We start from the raw sequence: 23,147 nt of genomic DNA, 5'->3' as shown, positions 1-23,147 counted from the left end.
GACAATCAGGGCCATGGAAAGCAGCAACGCCCCCGGCGGCGCAGGCGGGGGCCGCCGCGAGGCGACCCGGCAGAAACTCTACGAAGCGGCCGTCACCCTCATCGCGGAGCAGGGGTTCTCCGCCACCACGGTGGACGAGATCGCCGAGCGCGCCGGCGTCGCCAAGGGCACGGTCTACTACAACTTCGCGAGCAAGTCGGTTCTCTTCGAGGAGCTGCTGCGGCACGGCGTGGGACTCCTCACCGCCTCGCTCCGGGAGGCGGCCGAGCGGACCGAGAAGGAGGGCGGCACCAAGGTCGACTCCCTGGACGCGATGATCCGGGCCGGGCTCGTCTTCATCGACCGCTACCCGTCCTTCACCCAGCTCTACGTGGCCGAACTGTGGCGCACCAACCGGGCCTGGCAGTCCACGCTGATGGTCGTCCGGCAGGAGGCGGTCGCGGTCGTCGAGGACGTGCTCCGCGCGGCTGTCGAGGGGGGCGAGCTGAGCGACGAGATCGATGTCGGACTGACGGCGTCGGCCCTGGTCGGCATGGTCCTGGTGGCCGCCCTGGACTGGCAGGCGTTCCAGCCGGAGCGCTCCCTGGACGACGTCCACGCGGCGCTGTCCCGGCTGCTCCAGGGCCGGGTGAGCGGGAACCGCTAGCCGGATCGGGGCACGAACGAGAGCGCCGGTCCGCTCTGGCCGCGTCCCCCGCGGGCCACCTCGAACCGGCGCTTCCCCGTTCCCCCGTCTCCCCCGTGCCTCGCTCCCGCCGACTCACGTCGACGGAAGGAGCGGTAGAGAGCGCGAGAACCGTTCCGCCGCCCCGTGTCGGCGGTACCGGAGCCGCGCCCCTTCCCGTGCCTCCACTCTCTCGTTTCCGCAGGTGGCGGCCCATCCGCGCGCGTACTCATCTCACCGGCTAGGTACGCGTACTCAACACTGCGCACTCACCCCCAGAACCACCTGTTGCCGACTGGTGACGATCGCGTCCGCGTTCGTACTCCCCCGAATGGCGGCGCAGCCGCCTTCCAGGGGTCGCGGGGAACTGCGCGACAAGCCACGACGAACCCGCGGCCGCCCACGCGACCGCACCCCCGAGCCCGACCGCGAACACAGACTGTCAGCGGCGGCCGATAAAGTCCCTGACATGGCAAGGATTGCGGTGATCGGCGCCGGGCTCGGCGCCATGGCGGCCGCCGCCCGGCTGGCCGTCGCGGGCCACCGGGTGGTGGTGTACGAGCGCACGTCGACCTACGGCGGCGCGCTGGGCCGGTTCGAGCGCGACGGCTTCGCGTTCGACACCGGACCCGGACTGCTGCCGCTGCCCGCCGTCCACCGCGATCTGTTCCTCAAGACCGGCAAGGAGCCGCTGGAGAAGTGCGTCGACCTGGTCCAGGTGGACCCGGCGGCCCGGCACGTCTTCGCGGACGGCACGGCCCTGTCGCTGCCGAACGCCTCACGCGCGGGCGTCGTCGCCGCCCTGAACACCGCGCTCGGGCCGGGGACCGGCGACCGCTGGGGCGACTTCCTGGTGCGGGCCCGGGAGGCCTGGGACCGCACACGGCGGCCCCTCCTGGAGGAGCCGCTGCGGCCCGACTGGCGGGTCCTCGCCGAGCGCGAGCCGTACCCCTCCGTGCCCCACAAGCGGCTGCTGCGCACCCGCCGTGCCCGCACCCTCGCCGAGATCGGGGAGTGGGAGCTGCGCGACCCCCGGCTGACAGCTCTGCTGGAGAGCCACGCCCTCGCGTACGGCCTGGACCCCCGGAACATCCCGGCGAGCGCGGCGGTCCTGCCGTACATGGAGCACGCCTTCGGGAGCTGGTACGTCCGGGGCGGCATACGGGAGTTGGCGCGGGCGCTGTACGAGCGGTGCCTGGCCCGCAAGGTCGAGTTCGTCTTCGACGCCGAAGTCACCGGGATCGTGGAGAAGGACGGCAGGGCGGCCGGTGTGGAGCTGGCGGCCGAGGTGGACACCGGGGACCGGGCGGTGACGGAGGCGGACCACGTCGTCGCGGGCATCGATCCGGTACGGCTCGGCGGCCTGACGGAGCGTGACCTCCAGGGCGACGGCGACGTACGGCCGGACCTGGAGTCGCCGCGGCCCGGCCGGCTGACCGTGCTGCTGGCCCTGCGCGGGACCCGTGAGGCCGGCGCGGCACACCGCACGGTCGTGCACGCGCCCGACCGGACCGCCGAGTTGGACTTTCTGAGCGGTCTGAGCGACACCGACGACCCGGTGCCGCTCACGGTGACCGTGCTGCGGCCGGACGACCCCGCGCTGCGCCCGGACGAGGAGCACGAGTCCGTGGTCGTGTCGGCGGCGGTGCCGACCGACATCGACTGGGCGGCGGGCGATGTCGCCGAGCGGTGCGCGGAGTTGCTCGTCACCGCCGCCGAGGCCGCCGTGCCCGGCCTGCGGGAGCGGCTCCTCTGGCGCGAGGTGCGCACCCCGGCCGACACGGCCCGGGAGACGGGTGCCGAGGGGGGCGCCATCCCCGCACCGGCGCTCGCCGCGGCCGACGGCCGTTTCCTGCACCCGTCCAACGCGGCCCGTTTCCCGGGGCTGTACCTGGTCGGTGGCTGGTCCCACCCCGGCGGCGGCCTCCCGCACGCCGGGATGTCGGGCGCGCTCGTGGCCGGACTGATCGTGGAGGGACCGGACTTCCGCGGCTCCCAGTGAGACACGAGGGCCCGTACGGACGTCTGCGGCTCCCGTCCGAAGGACCGGGGAAGGCCCTGGAGGACCGGGGAAAGCCGTGGAGGACCGGGGGCTCACATGAGCCCCGGCGGCCCTTCAGAAACGGTACTGCTGCTCGTCGTGCCCGTTCCCGCCGTTGCCGTTCCCCTGGTACGGATACGACTGCTCCGGCGGGAGTTCGTTGCCGAACGCGTCGAACGAGTCGTCGGTGCTGCGCTGTTGCGGGACCCAGACACCGCCGGGCGGGGTCTCGCCGCCGTAGCCGCTGTTGCCGTACTGGTCCTGGCCGTAGCCCTGTTGACCGTATCCCTGCTGGCCGTAGGACGGGTCGTAGGAGGCGGCGGCGTCGTAGGTCTGCGTGCCGATGTACGGGTCGGAGTAGGCGGCGTACTGCTGCTGGGCCTGGTCGTAGCCGTAACTCTGCTGGTCGTAGCCGTAGTAGGCGAAGGCTTCGTCCTGGGTGGACTGCGTGGACTGGTCGGCGTTCGCGTAGGGCTGCTCGGGGACGGCCGCGTAGGCGTTGTTGTCGCCGTAGATGCCGTACGAGCTGGTGTCGTCGGGCAGGGGCTCCGGGGAGTAGACGGTGGTCGTCTCGGCCGCGGAGGGGCCGGCGCCGGGGCGGACGAAGACGTCGTCGTCGTGGTCGAAGGCGTCGTCGGCCTGGCGGTACGTTCCGGCAGCCGGGGCCTCCAGGTCGGTGACCTCCAGGGTCGGGTCCTGGCGGTCCGGTTCGCCGCGGCGCCGCTTCTTGCCGGCCTTGGCGATCCTGCCGCCGTCCTCACCCTCACCCTCACCGGGACGCGGGCGGACGGCCCAGCCGGCCTCGAAGCCGCGGCGGAACGACAGCGTCACATAGGTCTGTCCGACCGCGAACCCGATCGCGCCCAGGGCGATGACGATCACCGAGGGGATCAGGACACCGAGGACCACACCGAGGAAGCCGACGAAGGCGAGCAGCCGCCAGCGCAGGCGCGCCTTGTACTGCAGCAGCACCTCGCCCAGCAGCCACAACGCGACGATGCCGAACGCGATGTAGAGGACCGTCCAGCCCATGTACGCCCCTCTCCCTGTGGCCGCCTACGCAGTGTGTCGTACGCGAGTGCGACCGGTCTAGGCCCGTGGTGGATGGTGCGGGCCCAGGTTCTCGTAGATTTCCAGAGTCGCGGTGGAGTTGTTCAGGGTGATGAAGTGAAGTCCGGGGACTCCCTCGTCCAGCAGCCTGGCGCAGAACTCCGTGGCGAACTCGATGCCAATGGAGCGTACAGCGGCCGGATCTGCTTTGGCTGTGACGATCCGCTCTTTCAGGGCGTTCGGGATGGCGGCGTTGCTGAGTTGGGGCAACCGTTCCAGCATCTTCACGCTGGTGACGGGCATGACCTCGGGAATGACAGGAGTCTCACAGCCCGCCTTCGCGACGGCGTCCCTCAGACGCAGGTACGAGTCCGGGTGGAAGAACATCTGCGTGATCGCGTAGTCGGCGCCCGCTCGGCACTTGTCGACGAAGCGCGCCACGTCGCTGTCCCAGTCGGGGGAGCGCGGGTGCATCTCCGGGAAGGCCGCGACGCCTACGCAGAAGTCGCCCGATTCCTTGATGAGTTGGACGAGTTCGGCGGCGTACGTCAGGCCCTGCGGATGCGGGACCCACTCGCCCATGGGGTCGCCGGGCGGGTCGCCGCGGACCGCGAGCATGTTGCGGATCCCGGCGTCCGCGTACTGGCCGATGATGTTGCGCAGCTCGGCGATGGAGTGGCTGACCGCGGTGAGGTGGGCGACCGGGGTGAGGGTGGTGTCGGCGGCGATCCGCTCGGTCGCCTTCACCGTGCCGGCCCGGGTGGAGCCGCCCGCGCCGTACGTCACGGAGACGAAGCTGGGGGCGACCGCCTCGATCCTGCGGAGGGCGTTCCACAGGTTCCGCTCGCCCTTCTCCGTCTTGGGCGCCCAGAACTCGAAGGAGTACGTGGTTTTGCCCGTGGCGAGCATGTCGCGCACGGTCCGTGCGCGATCAGTCCTGGTGGAAGCGGTTCCTAGGGCCATATCGGCAGGTTAGTCAGGTCGGAGCCGTCCCCCAACCAGAGCAAGGTTTTTTATCCCGTTTTGCCGCCCTTTTGTCCACGCCTTGGACATGGGGAGCGCGCGGGAGCTAGAGGGCGCGCAGGCGCTTGGCGAACTCCGCCGCCGCGGCTGCGGGGTCGTCGGCCTCCGTGATCGCCCGGACGACGACGGCCCGGCGGGCTCCCGCCTCGACGACCTCGTCGAGATTGCCGAGGTCGATGCCGCCGATGGCGAACCAGGGGCGGTCGGTGCCGAGGGCGGCGGTGTACCGGACGAGATCCAGGCCGGGCGCGTGGCGGCCGGGCTTGGTGGGGGTGGGCCAGCAGGGGCCCGTGCAGAAGTAGTCCACGCCCTCCTGGACGGCCGCGGCGGCGGCCTCCGCCTCGGAGTGTGTGGAGCGGCCGATGAGGATGCCCTCGCCGAGGATCGCGCGGGCGGCGGGGACCGGGAGGTCGCCCTGGCCGAGGTGCAGGACGTGGGCGCCGGACGGGTGCGCGGCCCGGGAGGCGTGCGCCACGTCGGCCCGGTCGTTCACCGCGAGCAGTGTGCCGTGCTGCCGGCACCTGTCGGCGAACACCTCCAGGTACTCGAGCTCCGCGGCCGCCTCCATGCCCTTGTCGCGCAGCTGCACGATGTCCACGCCGCTGCTCAGGACCGCGTCCAGGAACTCCGGGAGGTCGCCCTGGCGCGTGCGGGCGTCCGTGCAGAGGTAGAGCCGGGCGTCGGCGAGCTGGGCGGCGGCGTCAGGCATGGAGAGGTCCCCCCGTTGTCGGTGCGTCTCGGTGCGGCGTACGGACCGCGGCCCCTTACGGGGGTGCGGGCCCGTACGCCGTACAGGCGGCTGTTCCAGTTCCTCAGGTACTCGGATGCTGCTCAGGCGTTCCGGTGTGTCGGTTCAGACGGCGAGCGCCTGGGCGCGGCGCTTCACCTCCGTGCCGCGATTCTCGCTCAGGGCCTGGGCCGGGGTGCCGGGCAGGCTCGGGTCCGGAGTGAAGAGCCACTCCAGCATCTCTTCGTCGGTGAAGCCGTCGTCCCGCAGCAGGGTCAGGGTGCCGGACAGGCCCTTGACGACCTTGTCCCCGTCGATGAAGGCGGCGGGGACGTGCAGTGCGCGGTTCTCACCACGGCGTACGGCGATGAGCTGGCCTTCCTTCACCAGCTGCCGCACGCGCGTCACCTCGACGTCGAGCATCTCTGCGATGTCGGGGAGGGTCAGCCACGCGGGGACGAGAGCATCGATCTTTGCGTCAATCTCGGTCACGTCTCCAAGACTGCCATCTGGGACTGACAGTGGGTAGCCGAGCCGCCTCCGGCGGGGGCCGACAGAGGGTTTCCTACGCCGTCGCCGCCTTCAGGGGCCTCGCCGGGTCCTCCAGCAGTTCGGGGTTCATCGGGGTGCCCGCCTCGATCAGGCGGCGGCCCTGGGCCAGGTCGCGGGGGCGGCCCACGGCCAGCAGGGCGACCAGGCGGCTTTCGCGGAGCCAGCAGACCGACCAGGCGGCGCCGGTGGGGTCGCCGCGCCAGACCATGGTGTCGGCGGACGGGTGGTGGCCGGCGTACTGGACGAAGCGGCCGAACTGCTCGGACCAGAAGTACGGCACGGGGTCGTAGGGCTCCGGGGTCTCGCCGACGATGTTCGCGGCGACCGTGCGGGGGCCCTGGAGGGCGTTGTCCCAGTGGTGGACGAGGAGGCGCCGGCCGTACCTGCCCGACGGGAAGGAGGCGCAGTCGCCGACCGCGTAGACGTCGGGCGCGGAGGTACGCAGATGGTCGTCGGCGACCACCTCTCCGTGTGCGCCGAGCGCGATGCCCGAGCCCTGGAGCCAGGCCGTGGCGGGGCGCGCGCCGATGCCCACGACGACCGCGCCGGCGGACACCCGGGTGCCGTCGTCCAGGACGACCGTCCCGGGCTCGACGCGCTCCACGCGCGCGTGGGTGCGCAGGGTGGTGCCGCTGTCGGCGTACCAGGCGGTCATCGGCGCGGCCACCTCGGCGGGCAGCGCGCCCGCGAGGGGGCGGTCGGCGGCCTCGACGACCGTCACCGCGCACCCCGCCTCCCGCGCGGCCGTGGCGAACTCCGCGCCGATCCAGCCCGCACCCACGACCACGATGTCGTGCTGCTGGGCCAGCACGGGCCGCAGCCGCTCGGCGTCGTCCAGGGTGCGCAGCAGATGCACCCCGGGCACGCCCTCGGCGCCCGGCAGCCGGATCGGTTCCGCGCCGGTGGCGAGGACGAGGACGTCGTACGGGACGGGCCCGGCGGCCGTGTCGAGTGCGTGGTCGGCGGGGCGCAGGCCCGACACCTCGCGGCCCAGCCGCAGTTCGATGCCTAGCGCCTCGAAGTCGACGTCGAAGGCGGAGCCCTCGGCCTTGCCGAGCAGCACGGCCTTGGACAGCGGCGGCCGGTCGTACGGCTGGTGCGGCTCGGCGCCGATCAGCGTCACGTCGCCGGAGAAGCCCTGTTCACGCAGGGCGACCGCGGTCTGCACCCCGGCCATGCCCGCGCCCACGACGACCACGCGCCGCGCCGCCGACCCGCCCCTTTGCTGCGTCTGCTCGCTCACCCGATCACCATAGACAACTGACAATCAGTCAGTCAGCCGGTGCGGCGACGGTCGCCTTCTGTGAGTCGGCCCACAGCCTCGTCGACCTGCTCCACCACGCTCGTCCCGCTGCCCGGCTGCGACTCCCACTCCCAGGTCTCCTCCAGGCGGACCCGCCCGTCGGGCAGCTCGACCACCAGGGACACGCAGTGGCCGGACGCGGTGGTCCCGTCGGTCTTCAGCTGTACGTACCGGAAGTCCAGCCGGTCGCCCGCGCGCGTGCCCACGAGATGGCCGCGTACGACGTCCCCGCCCGCGTACTCCGCCCAGATCTCGCCGTCCTTCTCGTGGTACGCGAACCGGGTGCGGGTGCCCACCTGACCTGGGGCTTGATCCGCGACGGGGGCGAGGACGAGGCCGTCGAGCGAGCGTGGCACGAGCGGAGGCTCCCTTACTGGGACGAGCGGCGAGGGCTAGGGTGGGCCACCGTAGAGCACTCGCGGGAGTCCGGACGCACCGGGCTGAGAGGGAGGCTGGCGGCCTCCGACCGTACGAACCTGATCCGGGTCATGCCGGCGAAGGGAGGGGCTGGACGCCCATGTCGCGTACGCACACATCCGACGTCCTCGTCGTGGGGGGCGGAATCATCGGGCTGGTCACGGCGTGGCGGGCCGCGCAGCGCGGATTCGCCACGGCCGTGGTCGATCCCGAGCCCGGCGGCGGGGCCGCACGGGTGGCGGCCGGGATGCTCGCCGCGGTCACCGAGCTGCACTACGGCGAGCAGACGCTGCTGGGGCTCAACCTGGAGTCCGCGCGCCGCTACCCGGACTTCGCGGCCGAGCTGACGGAGGCGACCGGCCTCGACCTCGGCTACCGCCGCTCCGGCACGCTCGCCGTGGCGCTCGACGCCGACGACCGCGCCCATCTGCGCGAACTGCACGCCCTGCAGCGACGGTCGGGTCTGGCGTCGGAGTGGCTGAACGGCCGCGACTGCCGTCGGCTGGAGCCGATGCTCGCGCCGGGCGTACGCGGCGGACTCCGCGTCGACGGGGACCACCAGATCGACCCGAGGCGGCTCTCCAGGGCCCTCGTCGCGGCCTGCGAGCGCGCCGGGGTGGTGTTCCACCGGACCTGGGCCGAGGAGTTGTCGGTGGTCCGGCAGCGGGCCGCCGGAGTCCGGACCGGCGACGGTGACCACGTGGCGGCCGGGCAGGTCGTCCTCGCCGCGGGCAGCCTCAGCGGGCGGCTCGCCGGGGTCCCGGACGATGTGCTGCCGCCGGTGCGGCCCGTGAAGGGGCAGGTGCTGCGGCTGACCGTGCCGAAGCGGTACGCGCCCTTCCTGAGCCGGACCGTGCGGGCCGTGGTCCGCGGCAGCCATGTCTACCTGGTGCCGCGCGAGAACGGCGAACTCGTCGTCGGCGCGACCAGCGAGGAGCTGGGCTGGGACACGACGGTGACGGCGGGCGGGGTCTACGAGCTGCTGCGCGACGCCCATGAACTCGTCCCCGGGATCACCGAGCTCCCGCTCACCGAGACCCGCGCGGGCCTGCGCCCCGCCTCCCCCGACAACGCGCCGCTGCTCGGCCCCACCGAGCTCGACGGCCTGCTCCTCGCGACGGGCCACTACCGCAACGGGGTGCTGCTCACCCCGGTCACCGGCGACGTCATGGCGCATGTGCTGACCACCGGTGAACTGCCGGAGGAGGCCCGCGACTTCACGCCGTCGCGGTTCCGCGCCGGCGCGGCCCGCGCACTCATGGAGCAGCCCGCGTGAGCGCCACCGAGACACTGAGCGTCCTCGTCAACGGGGAGCGGCGGCAGATCGCTCCCGGCACCGCCCTCGACACGGTCGTGCGGACACTCACCGCGTCCCCCTCCGGGGTCGCCGCCGCGCTCAACGAAACCGTCGTCCCGCGCGCGCGGTGGACGACCACCGCCCTCGCCGACGGGGATCGCGTCGAGGTCCTCACCGCCGTCCAAGGAGGCTGATCCCATGGCAGACGACCCCTTCGTCCTCGGCGGTACGACGTACTCGTCCCGCCTGATCATGGGCACGGGCGGCGCGGCCGGCCTCGACGTCCTGGAGCGCGCGCTGGTGGCCTCCGGTACGGAGCTGACGACGGTCGCGATGCGCCGCGTCGACGCGTCCGTGCACGGCTCGGTCCTGTCCGTGCTCGACAGGCTGGGCATCCGGGTGCTGCCCAACACGGCCGGTTGCTTCACGGCGGGCGAGGCCGTGCTGACCGCCCGCCTCGCGCGCGAGGCGCTCGGCACGTCCCTGGTGAAGCTGGAGGTCATCGCCGACGAGCGCACGCTGCTGCCCGACCCGATCGAGCTGCTCGACGCCGCCGAGACGCTCGTCGACGACGGCTTCACCGTGCTGCCGTACACGAACGACGACCCCGTCCTCGCGCGGAAGCTTCAGGACGTGGGCTGTGCCGCGATCATGCCGCTCGGGTCGCCGATCGGGTCCGGGCTCGGGATCCGCAACCCGCACAACTTCCAGCTGATCGTGGAGCACGCGCGCGTGCCGGTGATCCTGGACGCGGGGGCCGGTACGGCGTCGGACGTCGCGCTCGCGATGGAGCTGGGCTGCGCCGGTGTGATGCTCGCCTCCGCCGTGACCCGCGCCCAGGAGCCGGTCCTCATGGCCGAGGCCATGCGCCACGCGGTGGAGGCGGGGCGGCTGGCGCACCGGGCGGGACGGATCCCCCGGCGGCATTTCGCGGAGGCGTCGTCGCCGGGTGAGGGGTTGGCGTGGCTGGATCCGGAGCGGCCGGCGTTCTGAGTTGGTTCGGGTTGTGTGGCGACTGCGGGTGCGTGGGGGCTTGTCGCGCAGTTCCCCGCGCCCCTTGAAGGCCCCGGGCGCGCCCCACGCCGTCAGGGGCGCGGGGAACTGCGCGAGCAACCACGACCCACCCGCACCCGCCTGCGCACGGACATCCCCGGGCTCCTGGGCGAACCGGCACGCCCGTGGAACGTCCGTCACAGCTCAGCTGCAGTCCGGCTCGGTCGCCACGGAAGTTGTCGGCGTGTCAGCGGCGGCTCGTACACTCACCTGCGTGGACACGACCCTTCAGGACCCGCTTGTCGGCCGGGTGCTCGACGGCCGGTATCGAGTCGAGGCGCGGATCGCGGTCGGCGGGATGGCCACGGTCTACCGGACCGTGGACACCCGCCTGGACCGCGTGCTCGCGCTCAAGGTGATGCATCCGACGCTGGCCGCGGACCGGACGTTCGTCGAGCGGTTCATCCGTGAGGCCAAGTCGGTGGCGCGGCTGTCGCACCCGAACGTGGTGGGGGTCTACGACCAGGGCACCGACGGGTCGTACGTCTACCTCGCGATGGAGTACGTCGCCGGCTGCACCCTCCGTGATGTGCTGCGTGAGCGCGGGGCGCTGCAGCCCCGGGCGGCGCTGGACATCCTGGAGCCGGTGCTCGCCGCGCTCGGCGCCGCGCATCGTGCCGGGTTCGTGCACCGGGACATGAAGCCGGAGAACGTGCTGATAGGGGACGACGGCCGCGTCAAGGTCGCCGACTTCGGCCTCGTACGGGCCGTGGACACGGTCACCAGCACCACCGGCGCCGTCCTCGGCACCGTCTCCTACCTCGCCCCCGAGCAGTTGGAGCACGGCACGACCGACACCCGCGTCGACGTGTACGCGTGCGGCGTGATGCTCTACGAGATGCTCACCGGCGGCAAGCCGCACTCCGGGGACTCCCCCGCGCAGGTGCTCTACCACGCGCTGCATGACGACGTGCCGCCGCCGTCGGCCGCGGTGCCGGGGCTGCCGTACGCGCTGGACGTGCTGGTTGCCTCGGCGACCGCCCGCAATCCCGAGCTGCGGCCGTACGACGCGGTCGCGCTGCTCGCTCAGACGCTTGAGGCGCGGGCCGGGCTGAGCGGCGAGCAGCTGGACGCGGTGCCGCCGCAGGCGACAGCCGGCGGCCACGACAACGCGGAGGACCGGACGAGCGTGATCCCGCGCTCGCTGTCCGTGTCGCGTTCGGCACCGGTGGACGCGGACCAGCAGCTGAACCGTACGAGCCGGTTCGAGTCGCCTCCGCCGCCGCCCCGGCGCACCCGGAACGCCCCGGCTCCCCGGCGTGGGCTGCTCGCGATCGTCGTGGCCGTGCTGCTCGTGCTCGGGGTGGGCGGGGGCGTCTGGTACATCAATTCGGGCCAGTTCACCGAAGTCCCGGCGGTGTTGCGGCAGAGCCAGGCGGACGCGGAGAAGCGGCTGGCGGCGGCCGGGCTGGACGTCGATGTCCAGCGCGCGTTCAGCGACACCGTCAAGCGCGGCAAGGTGATCAGCACGGACCCGGCGCCCGGGGAGCGGATCCGGGACAACGACATCGTGACGGTGACGATCTCCAAGGGCCCCGAGACCGTGAAGGTGCCGGACCTGAAGGGCTACCGGCTGGACCTCGCGAAGACCCGGCTGAAGGACGACGGGCTCGAACCGGGCGTGGTGACGCGTGAGTTCAGCGACGAGGTCATCAGAGGCCAGGTGATCAGCACCGAGCCGGGCTCCGGCATCGAGGTGTCCTCGGGTTCGGCCGTCAGGCTCGTGGTCAGCCGGGGCGCCCCGGTGGAGATGCCCGAGCTGTCCGGTGCCTCGGTCGAGGACGCCACCGCCGAGCTGGAGGAGGCGGGCCTCAAGGTGAAGATCGCCTCGAAGCAGGTCAACTCCGAGTTCGAGAAGGGGCTCGTGGCCGAGCAGTCGCCGGTCGCGGGCAAGCAGGTCGGCACGGGCGACACCGTCACGCTGACGATCTCCAAGGGGCCCGTGATGGTCGAGGTCCCGGACGTCGTGGGTGACAGCGTCGACGAGGCGACCCAGAAGCTCAAGGCCGCGGGCTTCGAGGTCGAGGAGGACCGAGGGCTGCTCGGACTCTTCGGCGACGAGGTCAAGGGCCAGTCGGTGGACGGCGGCGACACGGCGGCCAAGGGGTCCACGATCACGATCGAGATCGGCTGACCGAAGCCGGCCATTCGGGACGGGCCGACCGGGGACGCCCCGGGGACTCGCCGAGGGGGGGTGGCCGACCATGGGGACCGGGCGCGGGAGGTCGGCCGGGCGGGAGCCGTCAGAGGCGGAGGCATCCGGCCGGCAGCCGTCAGAGGCAGAAGCGCCCGGCCGGCAGCCGTCAGAGGCGGAAGCCCGGCCGGGCGGGAGCCGTCGAAGCCGCCGGTCGGGCGTCTCGGGCCGCGTGACACCCTTGTCCGGTGAGCACTCAGCAGTCCCCCAGCCTCTCCGGCCCGTCCCGCAACCCGGTCGGCGGTCATGTCCCCGTCGCCGGTGGCCTCAACTCCGTCGGGCTGACGTACGCCCGTGATCTGAAGGCCGAGACAGTCCAGGTCTTCGTCGCCAATCCGCGTGGCTGGGCGACGCCCGTCGGGAATCCGCGGCAGGACGAGGAGTTCCGTGCGGCGTGTGCGACCGAGTCGATCCCCGCGTACGTACACGCGCCGTACCTGATCAACTTCGGGTCGCACACCGAGGCGACGGTGGAGAAGTCCGTGGAGTCGCTGCGGCACTCGCTGCGCCGGGGCCGGGAGATCGGCGCGCTCGGAGTGGTCGTGCACACGGGAAGCGCGACCGGCGGGCGGGACCGGTCGGTGGCGCTGAAGCAGGTGCGGGAGTATCTGCTGCCGCTGCTGGACGAGCTGACCCACGACGACGACCCGTATCTGCTCCTGGAGTCGACGGCGGGCCAGGGGGCCTCGCTGTGCTCACGCACGTGGGACTTCGGCCCCTACTTCGAGGCGCTGGACGCGCACCCCAAGCTGGGCGTCTGCCTGGACACCTGCCACATCTTCGCGGCCGGGCACGACCTGACCGGCCCGAGCGGCATGCACCAGACCCTCGACCTGCTGGTGGACACCGTCGGCGAGGGCCGACTGAAGCTGATCCACGCCAACGACTCCAAGGACGTGGTCGGCGCCCACAAGGACCGCCACGAGAACATCGGCTCCGGCCACATCGGCGAGGACCCCTTCCGCGCGTTGATGACCCACCCCGCCACGGCAGGCGTCCCGCTGATCATCGAGACGCCGGGAGGCAAGGAGGGGCACGCGGCGGACGTGGAGCGGCTGAAGAAACTCCGGGACGGCTGACCCCGCAGACGCCGGATCGGGAGCACGGTCAGCGAACCGTGGCCGACCAGGATCAGAGCTCGGGCCCCTCCCCCGGCTCCTCCTGGTACGAGTACCGCTGTTCCTGCCACGGGTCGCCGATGTTGTGGTAGCCGCGTTCCTCCCAGAAGCCGCGGCGGTCGGCGGTCATGTACTCGATGCCGCGGACCCATTTGGGGCCCTTCCAGGCGTACAGGTGGGGGACGACGAGGCGGAGGGGGAAGCCGTGCTCGGCGGTGAGGAGTTCGCCGTCCTTGTGGGTGGCGAAGATGGTGCGCTCGGAGGCGAAGTCGGCGATCCGGAGGTTGGAGCTGAAGCCGTACTCGGCCCACACCATCACATGGGTGACCTCGGGGGCGGGCGGCGCGATCTCCAGGATCGTACGAGCCGGGATGCCGCCCCATTCGGCGCCGATCATGCTGAACTTCGTCACGCAGTGCAGATCGGCCACGACCGAGTCGTACGGCAGAGCGGTGAACTCGTCATGGGTCCAGCTGTGCTTCTCGCCGTCGGCGGTGGCGCCGAAGACCCGGAAGTCCCAGCGCTCGGGACGGAACTTGGGAACGGGCCCGTAGTGCGTGACCGGCCAGCCGCGCTGGAGCCGCTGTCCCGGCGGAAGCTGCGGCGATACCGCGTTCTCAGATGCGCGATCTCCTGATTCGCGTTCCACCGGCTGACCCATGCCTCCATCCTGACAGACCCCGACCGGTGCACATGACCAGCCCCCACCCGAGCAGGGCATTTCGGACTAAGGCTGCACTTACTTACTAAGCTTGCACTTACTGGACGATCTTCTACGGCGGTGCAATCATCGCGGCGCAACCTCCCAGTCCCCCGCTTGGAAGGAGCCTCTGCGATGCAGGGCGACCCCGAGGTCATCGAATTCCTCAACGAGCAGCTGACCGCTGAGCTGACCGCGATCAACCAGTACTTCCTGCACGCGAAGATGCAGGAGAACTTCGGCTGGACGAAGCTCGCGAAGTACACGCGTCACGAGTCGTTCGACGAGATGAAGCACGCGGAGGTGCTCACGGACCGGATCCTCTTCCTGGAGGGGCTGCCGAACTACCAGCGGCTGTTCCACGTCCGGGTCGGTCAGACGGTCAGGGAGATGTTCGAGGCCGACCGGCAGATCGAGGTCGAGGCGATCGACCGCCTCAAGCGCGGCATCGAGGTGATGCGCAACAAGGGCGACATCACGTCCGCGAACATCTTCGAGTCGATCCTCGAGGACGAGGAGCACCACATCGACTACCTCGACACCCAGCTGGAACTGCTGGAGAAGCTCGGCGAGGCGCTGTACATCGCGCAGCTGATCGAGCAGCCGGAGAGCTGAGCTACGCCGCTTCCTCGAGCTCGGCGAGGACCGGCTCACCCTGGTCCGCCAGCTCACGGCGCGGGCACGCGCCCCTGCCCAGGATCGCCTGGATCCGACGGACGCACGAGCCGCAGTCCGTGCCCGCCTTGCAGGCGGACGCGATCTGACGAGGGGTGCAGGCGCCGTCCGCCGCATGCTTCCTGACCTGCTGCTCGGTGACGCCGAAGCAACTGCAGACGAACACGCGGTTCACCTCCCGCCGGGATCGATAAGAGCGCCGCCCCGATGATCGGTGAGGCTAACCTAACCTTACCCGCCGCATAAGAACCGCAAAAGTGGAGTGGGGCGCGGATCGTATGTGATCCGCGCCCCACTCCACTCTGCTGAGACAGCTGTCACTAGTCCCGGTACAGCTCCGCGACGAGGAACGCCAGGTCCAGGGACTGGCTGCGGTTGAGCCGCGGGTCGCAGGCCGTCTCGTAGCGCTGGTGCAGGTCGTCGACGAAGATCTCGTCGCCGCCGCCCACGCACTCGGTGACGTCGTCGCCGGTGAGCTCCACGTGGATGCCGCCCGGGTGGGTGCCCAGGCCCTTGTGGACCTCGAAGAAGCCCTTGACCTCGTCGAGCACGTCGTCGAAGCGGCGGGTCTTGTGGCCGGAGGCCGCCTCGAAGGTGTTGCCGTGCATCGGGTCGCTCACCCAGGCCACGGTCGCGCCGGAGGCGGTGACCTTCTCGACCAGCTCGGGCAGCTTGTCGCGGACCTTGTCCGCGCCCATGCGCACGATGAAGGTGAGGCGGCCGGGCTCGCGGTCCGGGTCGAGGCGCTCGATGTACTGCAGCGCGTCCTCGGCCGTGGTCGTCGGGCCGAGCTTGATCCCGATCGGGTTGCGGATCTGCGAGGCGAACTCGATGTGCGCGTGGTCCAGCTGGCGGGTGCGCTCACCGATCCACACCATGTGCGCGGAGACGTCGTACAGCTGCCCCGTGCGCGAGTCGACGCGGGTCAGCGCCGACTCGTAGTCGAGCAGCAGCGCCTCGTGCGAGGAGAAGAACTCGACGGTGCGGAACTCCTCCGGGTCGGCCCCGCAGGCGTGCATGAAGTTCAGCGCGTTGTCGATCTCGCGGGCGAGCTGCTCGTAGCGCTGGCCGGACGGGGACGACTTCACGAAGTCCTGGTTCCAGGCGTGCACCTGGCGCAGGTCGGCGTAACCGCCGGTGGTGAAGGCGCGGACCAGGTTGAGCGTGGAGGCGGAGGCGTTGTACATCCGCTTCAGGCGCTCGGGGTCCGGGATGCGGGCGGCCTCGTTGAAGTCGAAGCCGTTGACCGAGTCGCCGCGGTACGTCGGCAGGGTCACGCCGTCGCGGGTCTCGGTGCCCTTGGAGCGCGGCTTGGAGTACTGGCCGGCGATGCGGCCGACCTTCACGACCGGCACGGAGGCCGCATAGGTGAGGACCGCGCCCATCTGGAGGAGCGTCTTCAGCTTGTTGCGGATGTGGTCGGCCGAGACGGCGTCGAAGGCCTCGGCGCAGTCGCCGCCCTGGAGGAGGAACGCCTCTCCCTTGGCGACGGACGCCATCCGGGCGCGCAGCTGGTCGCACTCGCCCGCGAAGACGAGCGGCGGATACGACTCGAGCTCCGCAACGACTGCGCGCAGAGCCTCGGTGTCGGGGTACTCGGGCTGCTGCGCCGCGGGCAGGTCTCGCCAGGTGTTGCCAGCGCTCGCGCTGGACTTAGCGTTCACGGTCACGACGTCCACATTACGGGGTCGTGTCGGGCGTCCATCCCCTTGCTCATCAAGTGAGACGAACCCCGCTCGATCGAAGCACACACGGCGGCGCCGCCGCTGCCCATGCCCCGGGATTGTCCGGTAGGGTGCGGCGCATGTTCGCGCACTCGATCCAGAACTGGTGGTGGACCGCTCATCCGGCGGCCCACTGACTGCGCGTACGCAAGACTTCGCGAAGGCCGCCCGAGGGGCGGCCTTCGGTGTTTCCAGGGCCCGGCCGTTCCTCCCCGATCACCGCGATGACCGTGATCCCCCAGGGAAGAGGAACCCATGGATCTGACCCGGCTCCTGTCCGACGACCGCCCGTTCGCCCTGCTGCGCCGCCGCACGCCCGGCCTCCACGACCACGACACGGTGGAGGTGCTGATCGGCCCGGTGACGACGTACGAGCGGCTCGCCGACATCCCCGACGAGGGGCTGGCGCTCGTCCCCTTCCGGCAGATCCGCGAACGCGGCTTCGACGTCCGCGACGACGGGACGCCCCTGTCGGTGCTGACGCCCGAGGAGTCGTACGAGCTACCGCTGGACCGGGCCCTCGCGGAGTTGCCCGCGCACGACGTCCGGGTCGAGGGCGACGGCTTCGACGTCGGCGACGAGGAGTACGCGGAGATCGTCGACCGGGTGCTGCGCGAGGAGATCGGGCGGGGCGAGGGCGCGAACTTCGTGATCCGGCGGACGTACGAGGGCTCGATCCCGGGCTTCGGCAGAGCCGACGCGCTGGCGCTGTTCCGGCGGCTGCTGGAGGGCGAGCGGGGCGCGTACTGGACGTTCGTGGTCCACACGGGCGAGCGCACGCTGGTCGGTGCCAGCCCCGAGGTGCACGTCCGGATGTCCGGCGGGACGGTCGTGATGAACCCGATCAGCGGGACGTACCGCTACCCGGCCGGGGGTCCGACGCCGGAGGATCTGCTGGCCTTCCTCGCCGACGGCAAGGAGATCGAGGAGCTGTCGATGGTCGTCGACGAGGAGCTCAAGATGATGTGCACGGTCGGCGACATGGGCGGGGTCGTGGTCGGGCCCCGGCTGAAGGAGATGGCGCATCTCGCGCACACCGAGTACGAGCTGCGGGGGCGGTCGTCGCTCGATGTGCGGGAGGTGCTGAAGGAGACGATGTTCGCCGCGACGGTCACCGGGTCGCCGGTGCAGAACGCGTGCCGGGTGATCGAGCGGCACGAAGTGGGCGGGCGCGGGTACTACGCGGGGGCGCTGGCGCTGGTCGGGCGGGATTCCGGGGGAGCGCAGACCCTCGACTCACCGATTCTGATCCGTACCGCCGACATCGCGGCGGACGGGCGGCTGAGGGTGCCGGTGGGGGCCACGCTCGTCCGGGGGTCGGATCCGGCGAGTGAGGTCGCCGAGACGCACACCAAGGCGGCGGGGGTGCTGACGGCGCTGGGGGTGCGGCCCGGGCGGCCGGGGCGGGAGCGGGTGCGGCCGGTGCTGGCGGAGGATCCGCGGGTGCGGGCGGCGCTGGACGGGCGGCGGGGCTCATTGGCGCCGTTCTGGCTGCGGATGCAGGAGCGGACGGCCGAGTTGTCGGGGCATGCGCTCGTCGTGGACGCGGAGGACACGTTCACCGCGATGCTCGCGCATCTGCTGCGGTCGTCGGGGCTGGAGGTGACGGTACGGCCGTACGACGAGCCCGGGCTGCGGGAGGGTGTGCTCGGGCATGCGGGGGTGGTCGTGCTGGGGCCCGGGCCCGGGGATCCGGGCGATGCGGGGGATCCCAAGATGCGGTTCCTGCGGTCGCTGACCGCCGAGGTGGTGCGGGGGCATCGGTACGGGGTGCTCGGGGTGTGTCTCGGGCATGAGTTGATCGCGGCGGAGTTGGGGCTGGGGACGGTGCGGAAGGAGGTGCCGTATCAGGGGGCGCAGACGGAGATCGATCTGTTCGGGCGGGGGGAGACCGTCGGCTTCTACAACAGCTTCGTGGCCCACTGCGACGACGTGGCGGCGGCCGCGTTGGCGGCGCAGGGGGTCGAGGTCAGTCGTAGTGCGAGTGGTGAGGTGCATGCGCTGCGAGGGCCCGGGTTCGCGGGGGTGCAGTTCCATCCGGAGTCTGTGCTGACGTTGGATGGGGTGGCTGTGGTGCGGGAGTTGGTGGCGGGGGTTCAGTCGCTGCGGGCGCTCTAGGTTTCCTCGCCCCCGCCGCCCCTACCCGTCCCATCCCCAGGGGCTCCGCCCCTTCGACCCCGAGGGGTTCGTTGTCGGGTGCGGGTGGGTGAGGGCTTGTCGCGCGGTTCCCCGCGCCCCTGAAGACGAAAAGCACGGGGCGCAGCCCCTGCTTTTCAGGGGCGCGGGGAACCGCGCGAGCAACCACACACCACCCGCACCCGCCGCACAACCGAACCCCCCGAGCTCTCCCGCGCGTCTCAGCCGAAGAACACGCCGACCTCCTCGTAGAGCTTCGGGTCGACGGTCTTCAGCCTGGCCGTCGCGTCGGCGATGGGGACGCGGATGATGTCGGTGCCTCGGAGGGCGACCATCTTGCCGAAGTCGCGGTCGTGGACGGCGTCGATGGCGTGGAGGCCGAAGCGGGTGGCGAGCCAGCGGTCGAAGGCGCTGGGGGTGCCGCCTCGTTGGACATGGCCGAGGACCGTCGTACGGGCCTCCTTGCCCGTACGCTTCTCGATCTCCTTGGCCAGCCATTCGCCGACACCCGAGAGGCGGACATGGCCGAAGGAATCCAGGGACCCGTCCTTCAGGACCATCTCGCCGTCCTTCGGCATGGCCCCCTCCGCCACAACCACGATCGGCGCGTACGACGCCTTGAAGCGGGACGTCACCCAGGCGCACACCTTGTCGACGTCGAAGCGCTGCTCGGGGATGAGGATGACGTTCGCGCCGCCGGCCAGGCCGGAGTGGATGGCGATCCAGCCGGCGTGACGGCCCATCACCTCCACGACCAGGACGCGCATGTGCGACTCGGCGGTGGTGTGGAGGCGGTCGATGGCCTCCGTCGCGATGCCCACCGCCGTGTCGAAGCCGAAGGTGTAGTCCGTGGCCGAGAGGTCGTTGTCGATGGTCTTCGGGACGCCCACGCAGGGGACGCCGTACTCGTCCGACAGGCGCGCGGCCACACCGAGCGTGTCCTCGCCGCCGATGGCGATGAGCGCCTCGACCTCCTGCTTGGCGAGGTTGTCCTTGATGCGGCGGATGCCGTTCTCCTGCTTGAGGGGGTTGGTGCGCGAGGAGCCGAGGATGGTGCCGCCCCGGGGCAGGATGCCGCGCACGGCGGGGATGTCGAGGCGGACGGTGTCGTTCTCCAGTGGTCCCCGCCAGCCGTCCCGGAAGCCGACGAAGTCGTAGCCGTACTCCTGCACGCCCTTGCGGACGACGCCCCGGATGACGGCGTTGAGCCCGGGGCAGTCGCCGCCTCCGGTCAGTACTCCGACGCGCATGGAAAAGTCCCTTCGCCGAGGTTGCCTGGTGAGGGTCACGCTAATAGTGATCCAGGTCACTTCGGCATGCACGGGAGGCCAATTCCGGCGAATTACGGCTGAATGCAGAGGAGTTGATCAAACCTCATTCACTCTATGGGGTGATTCGGGTTGTTTACTCGTCGTCGAGCCCGCGCTCTATGGCATAGCGGACCAGCTCCACCCGGTTGTGGAGCTGGAGCTTGCCGAGGGTGTTCTGGACGTGGTTCTGGACCGTGCGGTGCGAGATCACCAGGCGTTCGGCGATCTGCTTGTAGCTCAGCCCCTTGGCGACGAGGCGCAACACCTCGGTCTCGCGGTCGGTGAGCTGCGGGGCCTTGGGCTCGTCGGCGCCCGACGCGGGGGCGGGCTCGGAGGCGAGGCGGCGGTACTCACCGAGGACCAGGCCGGCGAGGCCGGGGGTGAAGACGGGGTCTCCGACCGCGGTGCGGCGGACCGCGTCGATCAGTTCCTCCGTCGACGCCGACTTCAGCAGATAGCCCGTCGCGCCGGACTTCACCGCCTCCAGGACGTCCGCGTGTTCGCCGCTCGCCGACAGCACGAGGACACGCAGGGCGGGGTTGGCGCCGACCAGTTCCTTGCAGACCTGGACGCCGGGCTTCGCGGGCAGGTTCAGGTCCAGTACGAGGACGTCCGGCGCGGCGGCCCGGGCGCGGCGCACCGCCTGCTCGCCGTCGCCCGCCGTGGCGACCACGTCAAAGCCGGACTCGGCCAGGTCGCGGGCGACGGCGTCGCGCCACATGGGATGGTCGTCGACCACCATGACCTTGATCGGGCCGCTCCCGCCGGGCTGTGCCCGCCCGTCCACCGGCCCGCCGTCGCGCACGTTCTCCACGCTTTCCGTCACCGCTTCTCCGCCTTCCCCCGTACGTCCTTCGGCCCTTCGGAGGCCTTGGACACCTTCAGTTCGACTTCTGTGCCCTGTCCCGGCACCGAGATCAGTTCGGCCGTGCCGCCGATGTCGCGCAGACGCCCCCGGATGGAGAGGGCCACCCCGAGCCGGCCCTCCCCCTCGGCCTGGGCGAGCCGTCCCTCGGGGATGCCGGGGCCGTCGTCCCGTACGGTCACGACGACCTCGTCCGACCAGTCCTCGACCAGGATCCAGGCCCGGGCCTCGGCTCCCGCGTGCGCGCGCACATTGTCCAGCGCGGCGCCGACGGCGGCGGCCAGTTCGCGTGCGGCCCGCGGGGCGAGCGGCACCGGGCCGCCGGGCTCGGAGAAGGTGACCTTCGCGCCGGCGTACGGGGCGAGGAGGGCGCGCAGGTCCACCGGGCCCGTCGCGTCGTCGTCGGCGTCCGGTTCCTCGACCGCGCGGACGAGCGCTCCCTGGGCCGCGTCCTCCGAGACGCGGGAGACGGGGACCAGGCCGCCCGAGACCAGGGTGCGCAGGGCCACCTCCTGCTCGCCCGCCATCCGGCCCAGCTCCGCGGCCTCGCCGCCGAGGGCGGTGCCGCGCCGCTGGACCATGGCGAGGACCTGGAGGACGCTGTCGTGGATGTCCCGGGCGAGGCGTTCCCGTTCACGGGTGGCGGCCTCGATCTCCAGGGCGCGGGCGAGGGTGCGCTCGGAGGCGCGGGCGACCTCGACGACGTATCCGATGGCGATGGAGGCGACCCAGACCAGCAGCACGTTGTGGATGGTGTCGCGGGTGGGGGCGCCGCGGTGGATCAGGTTGGCGACGGCCACGAGCGTGGAGGCGAAGGCGGCCCAGCGCCAACCGCCCTTGATGGCGAAGGCCAGGACGGCCCCGGCGGTCCATATCGATGGCAGGGTGGGGCCCCCGGCCTCCACGCGCGCGGTCGAGTCGGCGAACCGGGTGAGCAGGATGCCGACGATCGCGATGGTGAGGTCGGCCGTGAGGAACCGCTTGGTGCAGTTGGCCGCGTTCGCGACCTTGGGCAGGGTCACCAGGGTCCAGCCGGCCAGGACCGCGAAGTAGGCGACGGCCAGCCAGGGGCGCTCGAACTCGTCGTACGCGCTGGCGAAGAGGCCGACCGCGTAGACCATCGTCAGCACCCGGTAGCCGGTGAGCGCGCGCCACAGCGGCTGCTCGACCGACATCGTCATGACTCGCTCACGCTTCGGCATGTCCCCCCCACCCCACCCACGACGCTCCCGTCCGGGAACGCGACCGTACCCGGGAACGCGGCCGTCACGAACCCGGCTGGTCCTTCTCCGTCCGGGCCCGGTCCGCCTGCTCCTGGGCCGCCTGCTCCTTCTCGGCCTTGGCGAGGGCGGCCTTGGCCGCCTTGTCGGCCTCCTTCTCCGCCTTGGCCGCGTCCGTGATCTGCCGCTTGGCGGCGGTCGCGTAGATGTCGACGTACTCCTGGCCGGAGAGCTTCATGATCTCGTACATGACCTCGTCGGTCAGCGCCCGCAGGACGAAGCGGTCGTGCTCCATGCCCTGGTAGCGGCTGAAGTCGAGGGGCTTGCCGATGCGGATGCCGGGGCGCATGACCTTCGGCAGGACCTTGCCCGGCGGCTGGATCTTCTCCGTGTCGATCATGGCGACGGGGATGACGGGCGCGCCGGTGGCGAGGGCCACCCGGGCGAGGCCGCCGGGCTTACCGCGGTAGAGCCGCCCGTCGGGCGAGCGGGTGCCCTCGGGGTAGATGCCGAACAGTTCACCGCTCTCGATGACCTGTATGCCGCTCTTGATGGCGGCCTCGCCCGCACCCCGCGCGCCGGAGCGGTCCACCGGGAGCTGGCCGACGCCCTTGAAGAAGGCGGCCGTCAGCTTGCCCTTGATGCCGGGGGTGGTGAAGTACTCGGCCTTCGCGATGAACGTGACCTTGCGGTCGAGGACAGCGGGCAGGAAGAACGAGTCCGAGAAGGAGAGGTGGTTGCTCGCGAGGATCGCGGCGCCCTCGGCCGGAATGTTCTCCAGGCCCTCCACCCAGGGCCTGAAGGTGACCTTGAGCGGTCCCCCGATAGCGACCTTCATCGCGCCGTACAACAACGGAGTGCCTCTCTGTGTTCTGTGGATCAGACCTTAACCCGGACGGCTGAGGAAGAGTCCGACAGGTCCGGCCGGTGCCGAGCGCCCCTCATGGTCCCCACCCGCTCCCCCACCGGCTTCTTCACCCGCCCTCCACCGCGCGAAGCCCCTGGTCGGTGTCAGTGCGGTCGCGTACGGTGAACCACATCCGGACTCATTCACACCCTTCTCATGAACAGGAGACCG

General features: G+C 71.3%; 23 protein-coding genes and 1 riboswitch. Of the genes, 10 read left to right on the top strand and 13 right to left on the bottom strand.

Annotation, left to right across the window (positions count from 1 at the left end):
- Window positions 1–13 precede the first annotated feature (13 nt).
- Both JIX56_RS34465 and JIX56_RS34460 read left to right on the top strand, forming a co-directional pair.
- Window positions 14–646, top strand: coding sequence for a TetR/AcrR family transcriptional regulator (locus JIX56_RS34465; RefSeq protein ID WP_257546396.1), 633 nt, complete (start codon window positions 14–16; stop codon window positions 644–646).
- A gap of 487 nt (window positions 647–1,133) precedes the next feature.
- Complete coding sequence (locus JIX56_RS34460) at window positions 1,134–2,666, top strand: phytoene desaturase family protein (protein ID WP_257546395.1); 1,533 nt, start codon at window positions 1,134–1,136, stop codon at window positions 2,664–2,666.
- Window positions 2,667–2,780: 114 nt separating this feature from the next.
- Here the strand turns inward: JIX56_RS34460 and JIX56_RS34455 are convergent, their stop codons facing one another.
- From JIX56_RS34455 to JIX56_RS34430, 6 genes are all read right to left on the bottom strand, one after another.
- Window positions 2,781–3,737, bottom strand: a complete 957-nt coding sequence (locus tag JIX56_RS34455) for an SCO2102 family sporulation regulator (protein ID WP_257546394.1) — start codon at window positions 3,735–3,737, stop codon at window positions 2,781–2,783.
- 57 nt (window positions 3,738–3,794) lie between these two features.
- Entirely contained in the window at window positions 3,795–4,718 is a 924-nt protein-coding gene (gene metF / locus JIX56_RS34450; RefSeq protein WP_257546393.1) for a methylenetetrahydrofolate reductase [NAD(P)H], read from the bottom strand.
- A 106-nt stretch (window positions 4,719–4,824) separates the two neighbouring features.
- A complete protein-coding gene (thiE, locus tag JIX56_RS34445) occupies window positions 4,825–5,487 on the bottom strand; it encodes a thiamine phosphate synthase (RefSeq protein WP_257546392.1) in 663 nt (220 codons plus the stop codon).
- 144 nt (window positions 5,488–5,631) lie between these two features.
- The gene (locus tag JIX56_RS34440) at window positions 5,632–5,997 is read right to left on the bottom strand and encodes a helix-turn-helix domain-containing protein (protein WP_149822629.1); all 366 of its coding nucleotides are present in this window, start codon (window positions 5,995–5,997) and stop codon (window positions 5,632–5,634) included.
- A gap of 73 nt (window positions 5,998–6,070) precedes the next feature.
- The gene (locus JIX56_RS34435) at window positions 6,071–7,300 is read right to left on the bottom strand and encodes an NAD(P)/FAD-dependent oxidoreductase (protein WP_257546391.1); all 1,230 of its coding nucleotides are present in this window, start codon (window positions 7,298–7,300) and stop codon (window positions 6,071–6,073) included.
- A 32-nt stretch (window positions 7,301–7,332) separates the two neighbouring features.
- Window positions 7,333–7,716 (bottom strand): hypothetical protein, encoded by a 384-nt coding sequence (locus JIX56_RS34430; protein ID WP_257546390.1) that lies wholly within the window; start codon window positions 7,714–7,716, stop codon window positions 7,333–7,335.
- A gap of 52 nt (window positions 7,717–7,768) precedes the next feature.
- A riboswitch (TPP riboswitch) is annotated at window positions 7,769–7,880 on the top strand.
- Here JIX56_RS34430 and thiO point away from each other — a divergent pair.
- The 5 genes from thiO (at window position 7,878) to JIX56_RS34405 (ending at window position 13,400) form a co-directional block, all read left to right on the top strand.
- On the top strand, window positions 7,878–9,053 hold the full coding sequence (gene thiO, locus JIX56_RS34425; RefSeq protein ID WP_257546389.1) for a glycine oxidase ThiO: 1,176 nt from the start codon (window positions 7,878–7,880) through the stop codon (window positions 9,051–9,053). Its footprint overlaps the riboswitch before it by 3 nt.
- A 14-nt stretch (window positions 9,054–9,067) precedes the next feature.
- Window positions 9,068–9,268, top strand: coding sequence for a sulfur carrier protein ThiS (thiS, locus tag JIX56_RS34420; protein ID WP_257551292.1), 201 nt, complete (start codon window positions 9,068–9,070; stop codon window positions 9,266–9,268).
- A 4-nt stretch (window positions 9,269–9,272) separates the two neighbouring features.
- Window positions 9,273–10,067: a thiazole synthase gene (locus tag JIX56_RS34415; RefSeq protein WP_257546388.1), complete on the top strand. Its 795-nt coding sequence runs from the start codon at window positions 9,273–9,275 to the stop codon at window positions 10,065–10,067.
- A 274-nt stretch (window positions 10,068–10,341) separates the two neighbouring features.
- Window positions 10,342–12,261 carry a Stk1 family PASTA domain-containing Ser/Thr kinase gene (gene pknB, locus JIX56_RS34410; protein ID WP_257546386.1) on the top strand — a complete coding sequence of 640 codons (1,920 nt, stop codon included), beginning with the start codon at window positions 10,342–10,344 and terminating at the stop codon, window positions 12,259–12,261.
- Between the two features lie 248 nt (window positions 12,262–12,509).
- A complete protein-coding gene (locus JIX56_RS34405) occupies window positions 12,510–13,400 on the top strand; it encodes a deoxyribonuclease IV (RefSeq protein ID WP_257546385.1) in 891 nt (296 codons plus the stop codon).
- A gap of 52 nt (window positions 13,401–13,452) precedes the next feature.
- Here JIX56_RS34405 and JIX56_RS34400 read toward each other — a convergent pair whose 3' ends face one another.
- On the bottom strand, window positions 13,453–14,100 hold the full coding sequence (locus tag JIX56_RS34400; RefSeq protein WP_257546384.1) for a sulfite oxidase-like oxidoreductase: 648 nt from the start codon (window positions 14,098–14,100) through the stop codon (window positions 13,453–13,455).
- A 174-nt stretch (window positions 14,101–14,274) separates the two neighbouring features.
- Here JIX56_RS34400 and bfr point away from each other — a divergent pair, with 174 nt between their 5' ends.
- A complete protein-coding gene (bfr, locus tag JIX56_RS34395; RefSeq protein ID WP_257546383.1) occupies window positions 14,275–14,754 on the top strand; it encodes a bacterioferritin in 480 nt (159 codons plus the stop codon).
- Window position 14,755: 1 nt separating this feature from the next.
- On the opposite strand, the gene JIX56_RS34390 is transcribed toward bfr, so the two are convergent.
- Both JIX56_RS34390 and JIX56_RS34385 read right to left on the bottom strand, forming a co-directional pair.
- On the bottom strand, window positions 14,756–14,989 hold the full coding sequence (locus tag JIX56_RS34390; protein ID WP_257546382.1) for a (2Fe-2S)-binding protein: 234 nt from the start codon (window positions 14,987–14,989) through the stop codon (window positions 14,756–14,758).
- 145 nt (window positions 14,990–15,134) lie between these two features.
- Entirely contained in the window at window positions 15,135–16,484 is a 1,350-nt protein-coding gene (locus JIX56_RS34385; RefSeq protein WP_257546381.1) for a class II 3-deoxy-7-phosphoheptulonate synthase, read from the bottom strand.
- Between the two features lie 134 nt (window positions 16,485–16,618).
- Here JIX56_RS34385 and JIX56_RS48145 point away from each other — a divergent pair, with 134 nt between their 5' ends.
- Window positions 16,619–16,675, top strand: a complete 57-nt coding sequence (locus JIX56_RS48145; protein ID WP_076973970.1) for a trp operon leader peptide — start codon at window positions 16,619–16,621, stop codon at window positions 16,673–16,675.
- 118 nt (window positions 16,676–16,793) lie between these two features.
- Window positions 16,794–18,656: an anthranilate synthase family protein gene (locus tag JIX56_RS34380; RefSeq protein WP_257546380.1), complete on the top strand. Its 1,863-nt coding sequence runs from the start codon at window positions 16,794–16,796 to the stop codon at window positions 18,654–18,656.
- A 239-nt stretch (window positions 18,657–18,895) separates the two neighbouring features.
- On the opposite strand, the gene JIX56_RS34375 is transcribed toward JIX56_RS34380, so the two are convergent.
- The 4 genes from JIX56_RS34375 to JIX56_RS34360 form a co-directional block, all read right to left on the bottom strand.
- Window positions 18,896–19,924, bottom strand: coding sequence for a 6-phosphofructokinase (locus JIX56_RS34375; protein ID WP_257546379.1), 1,029 nt, complete (start codon window positions 19,922–19,924; stop codon window positions 18,896–18,898).
- Between the two features lie 154 nt (window positions 19,925–20,078).
- Window positions 20,079–20,726 (bottom strand): response regulator, encoded by a 648-nt coding sequence (locus tag JIX56_RS34370; protein WP_257551291.1) that lies wholly within the window; start codon window positions 20,724–20,726, stop codon window positions 20,079–20,081.
- 80 nt (window positions 20,727–20,806) lie between these two features.
- Window positions 20,807–22,051, bottom strand: a complete 1,245-nt coding sequence (gene macS / locus JIX56_RS34365; RefSeq protein ID WP_257546378.1) for a MacS family sensor histidine kinase — start codon at window positions 22,049–22,051, stop codon at window positions 20,807–20,809.
- Window positions 22,052–22,115: 64 nt separating this feature from the next.
- Window positions 22,116–22,907, bottom strand: a complete 792-nt coding sequence (locus JIX56_RS34360; RefSeq protein WP_257546377.1) for a lysophospholipid acyltransferase family protein — start codon at window positions 22,905–22,907, stop codon at window positions 22,116–22,118.
- Window positions 22,908–23,147: the final 240 nt, after the last annotated feature.

The organism is Streptomyces sp. CA-210063, assembly GCF_024612015.1.
GTDB lineage: Bacteria > Actinomycetota > Actinomycetes > Streptomycetales > Streptomycetaceae > Streptomyces.
This window is presented reverse-complemented; position numbering and strand designations above follow the sequence as displayed.

Coding starts and splice junctions, on each gene's coding strand:
- JIX56_RS34465 (WP_257546396.1), top strand. CDS start 14: ATGGAAAGCAGCAACGCCCCCGGCGGCGCAGGCGGGGGCCGCCGCGAG.
- JIX56_RS34460 (WP_257546395.1), top strand. CDS start 1,134: ATGGCAAGGATTGCGGTGATCGGCGCCGGGCTCGGCGCCATGGCGGCC.
- JIX56_RS34455 (WP_257546394.1), bottom strand. CDS start 3,737: ATGGGCTGGACGGTCCTCTACATCGCGTTCGGCATCGTCGCGTTGTGG.
- metF (WP_257546393.1), bottom strand. CDS start 4,718: ATGGCCCTAGGAACCGCTTCCACCAGGACTGATCGCGCACGGACCGTG.
- thiE (WP_257546392.1), bottom strand. CDS start 5,487: ATGCCTGACGCCGCCGCCCAGCTCGCCGACGCCCGGCTCTACCTCTGC.
- thiO (WP_257546389.1), top strand. CDS start 7,878: ATGTCGCGTACGCACACATCCGACGTCCTCGTCGTGGGGGGCGGAATC.
- JIX56_RS34415 (WP_257546388.1), top strand. CDS start 9,273: ATGGCAGACGACCCCTTCGTCCTCGGCGGTACGACGTACTCGTCCCGC.
- JIX56_RS34400 (WP_257546384.1), bottom strand. CDS start 14,100: ATGGGTCAGCCGGTGGAACGCGAATCAGGAGATCGCGCATCTGAGAAC.
- bfr (WP_257546383.1), top strand. CDS start 14,275: ATGCAGGGCGACCCCGAGGTCATCGAATTCCTCAACGAGCAGCTGACC.
- JIX56_RS34380 (WP_257546380.1), top strand. CDS start 16,794: ATGGATCTGACCCGGCTCCTGTCCGACGACCGCCCGTTCGCCCTGCTG.
- JIX56_RS34375 (WP_257546379.1), bottom strand. CDS start 19,924: ATGCGCGTCGGAGTACTGACCGGAGGCGGCGACTGCCCCGGGCTCAAC.
- JIX56_RS34370 (WP_257551291.1), bottom strand. CDS start 20,726: ATGGTGGTCGACGACCATCCCATGTGGCGCGACGCCGTCGCCCGCGAC.
- macS (WP_257546378.1), bottom strand. CDS start 22,051: ATGCCGAAGCGTGAGCGAGTCATGACGATGTCGGTCGAGCAGCCGCTG.
- JIX56_RS34360 (WP_257546377.1), bottom strand. CDS start 22,907: ATGAAGGTCGCTATCGGGGGACCGCTCAAGGTCACCTTCAGGCCCTGG.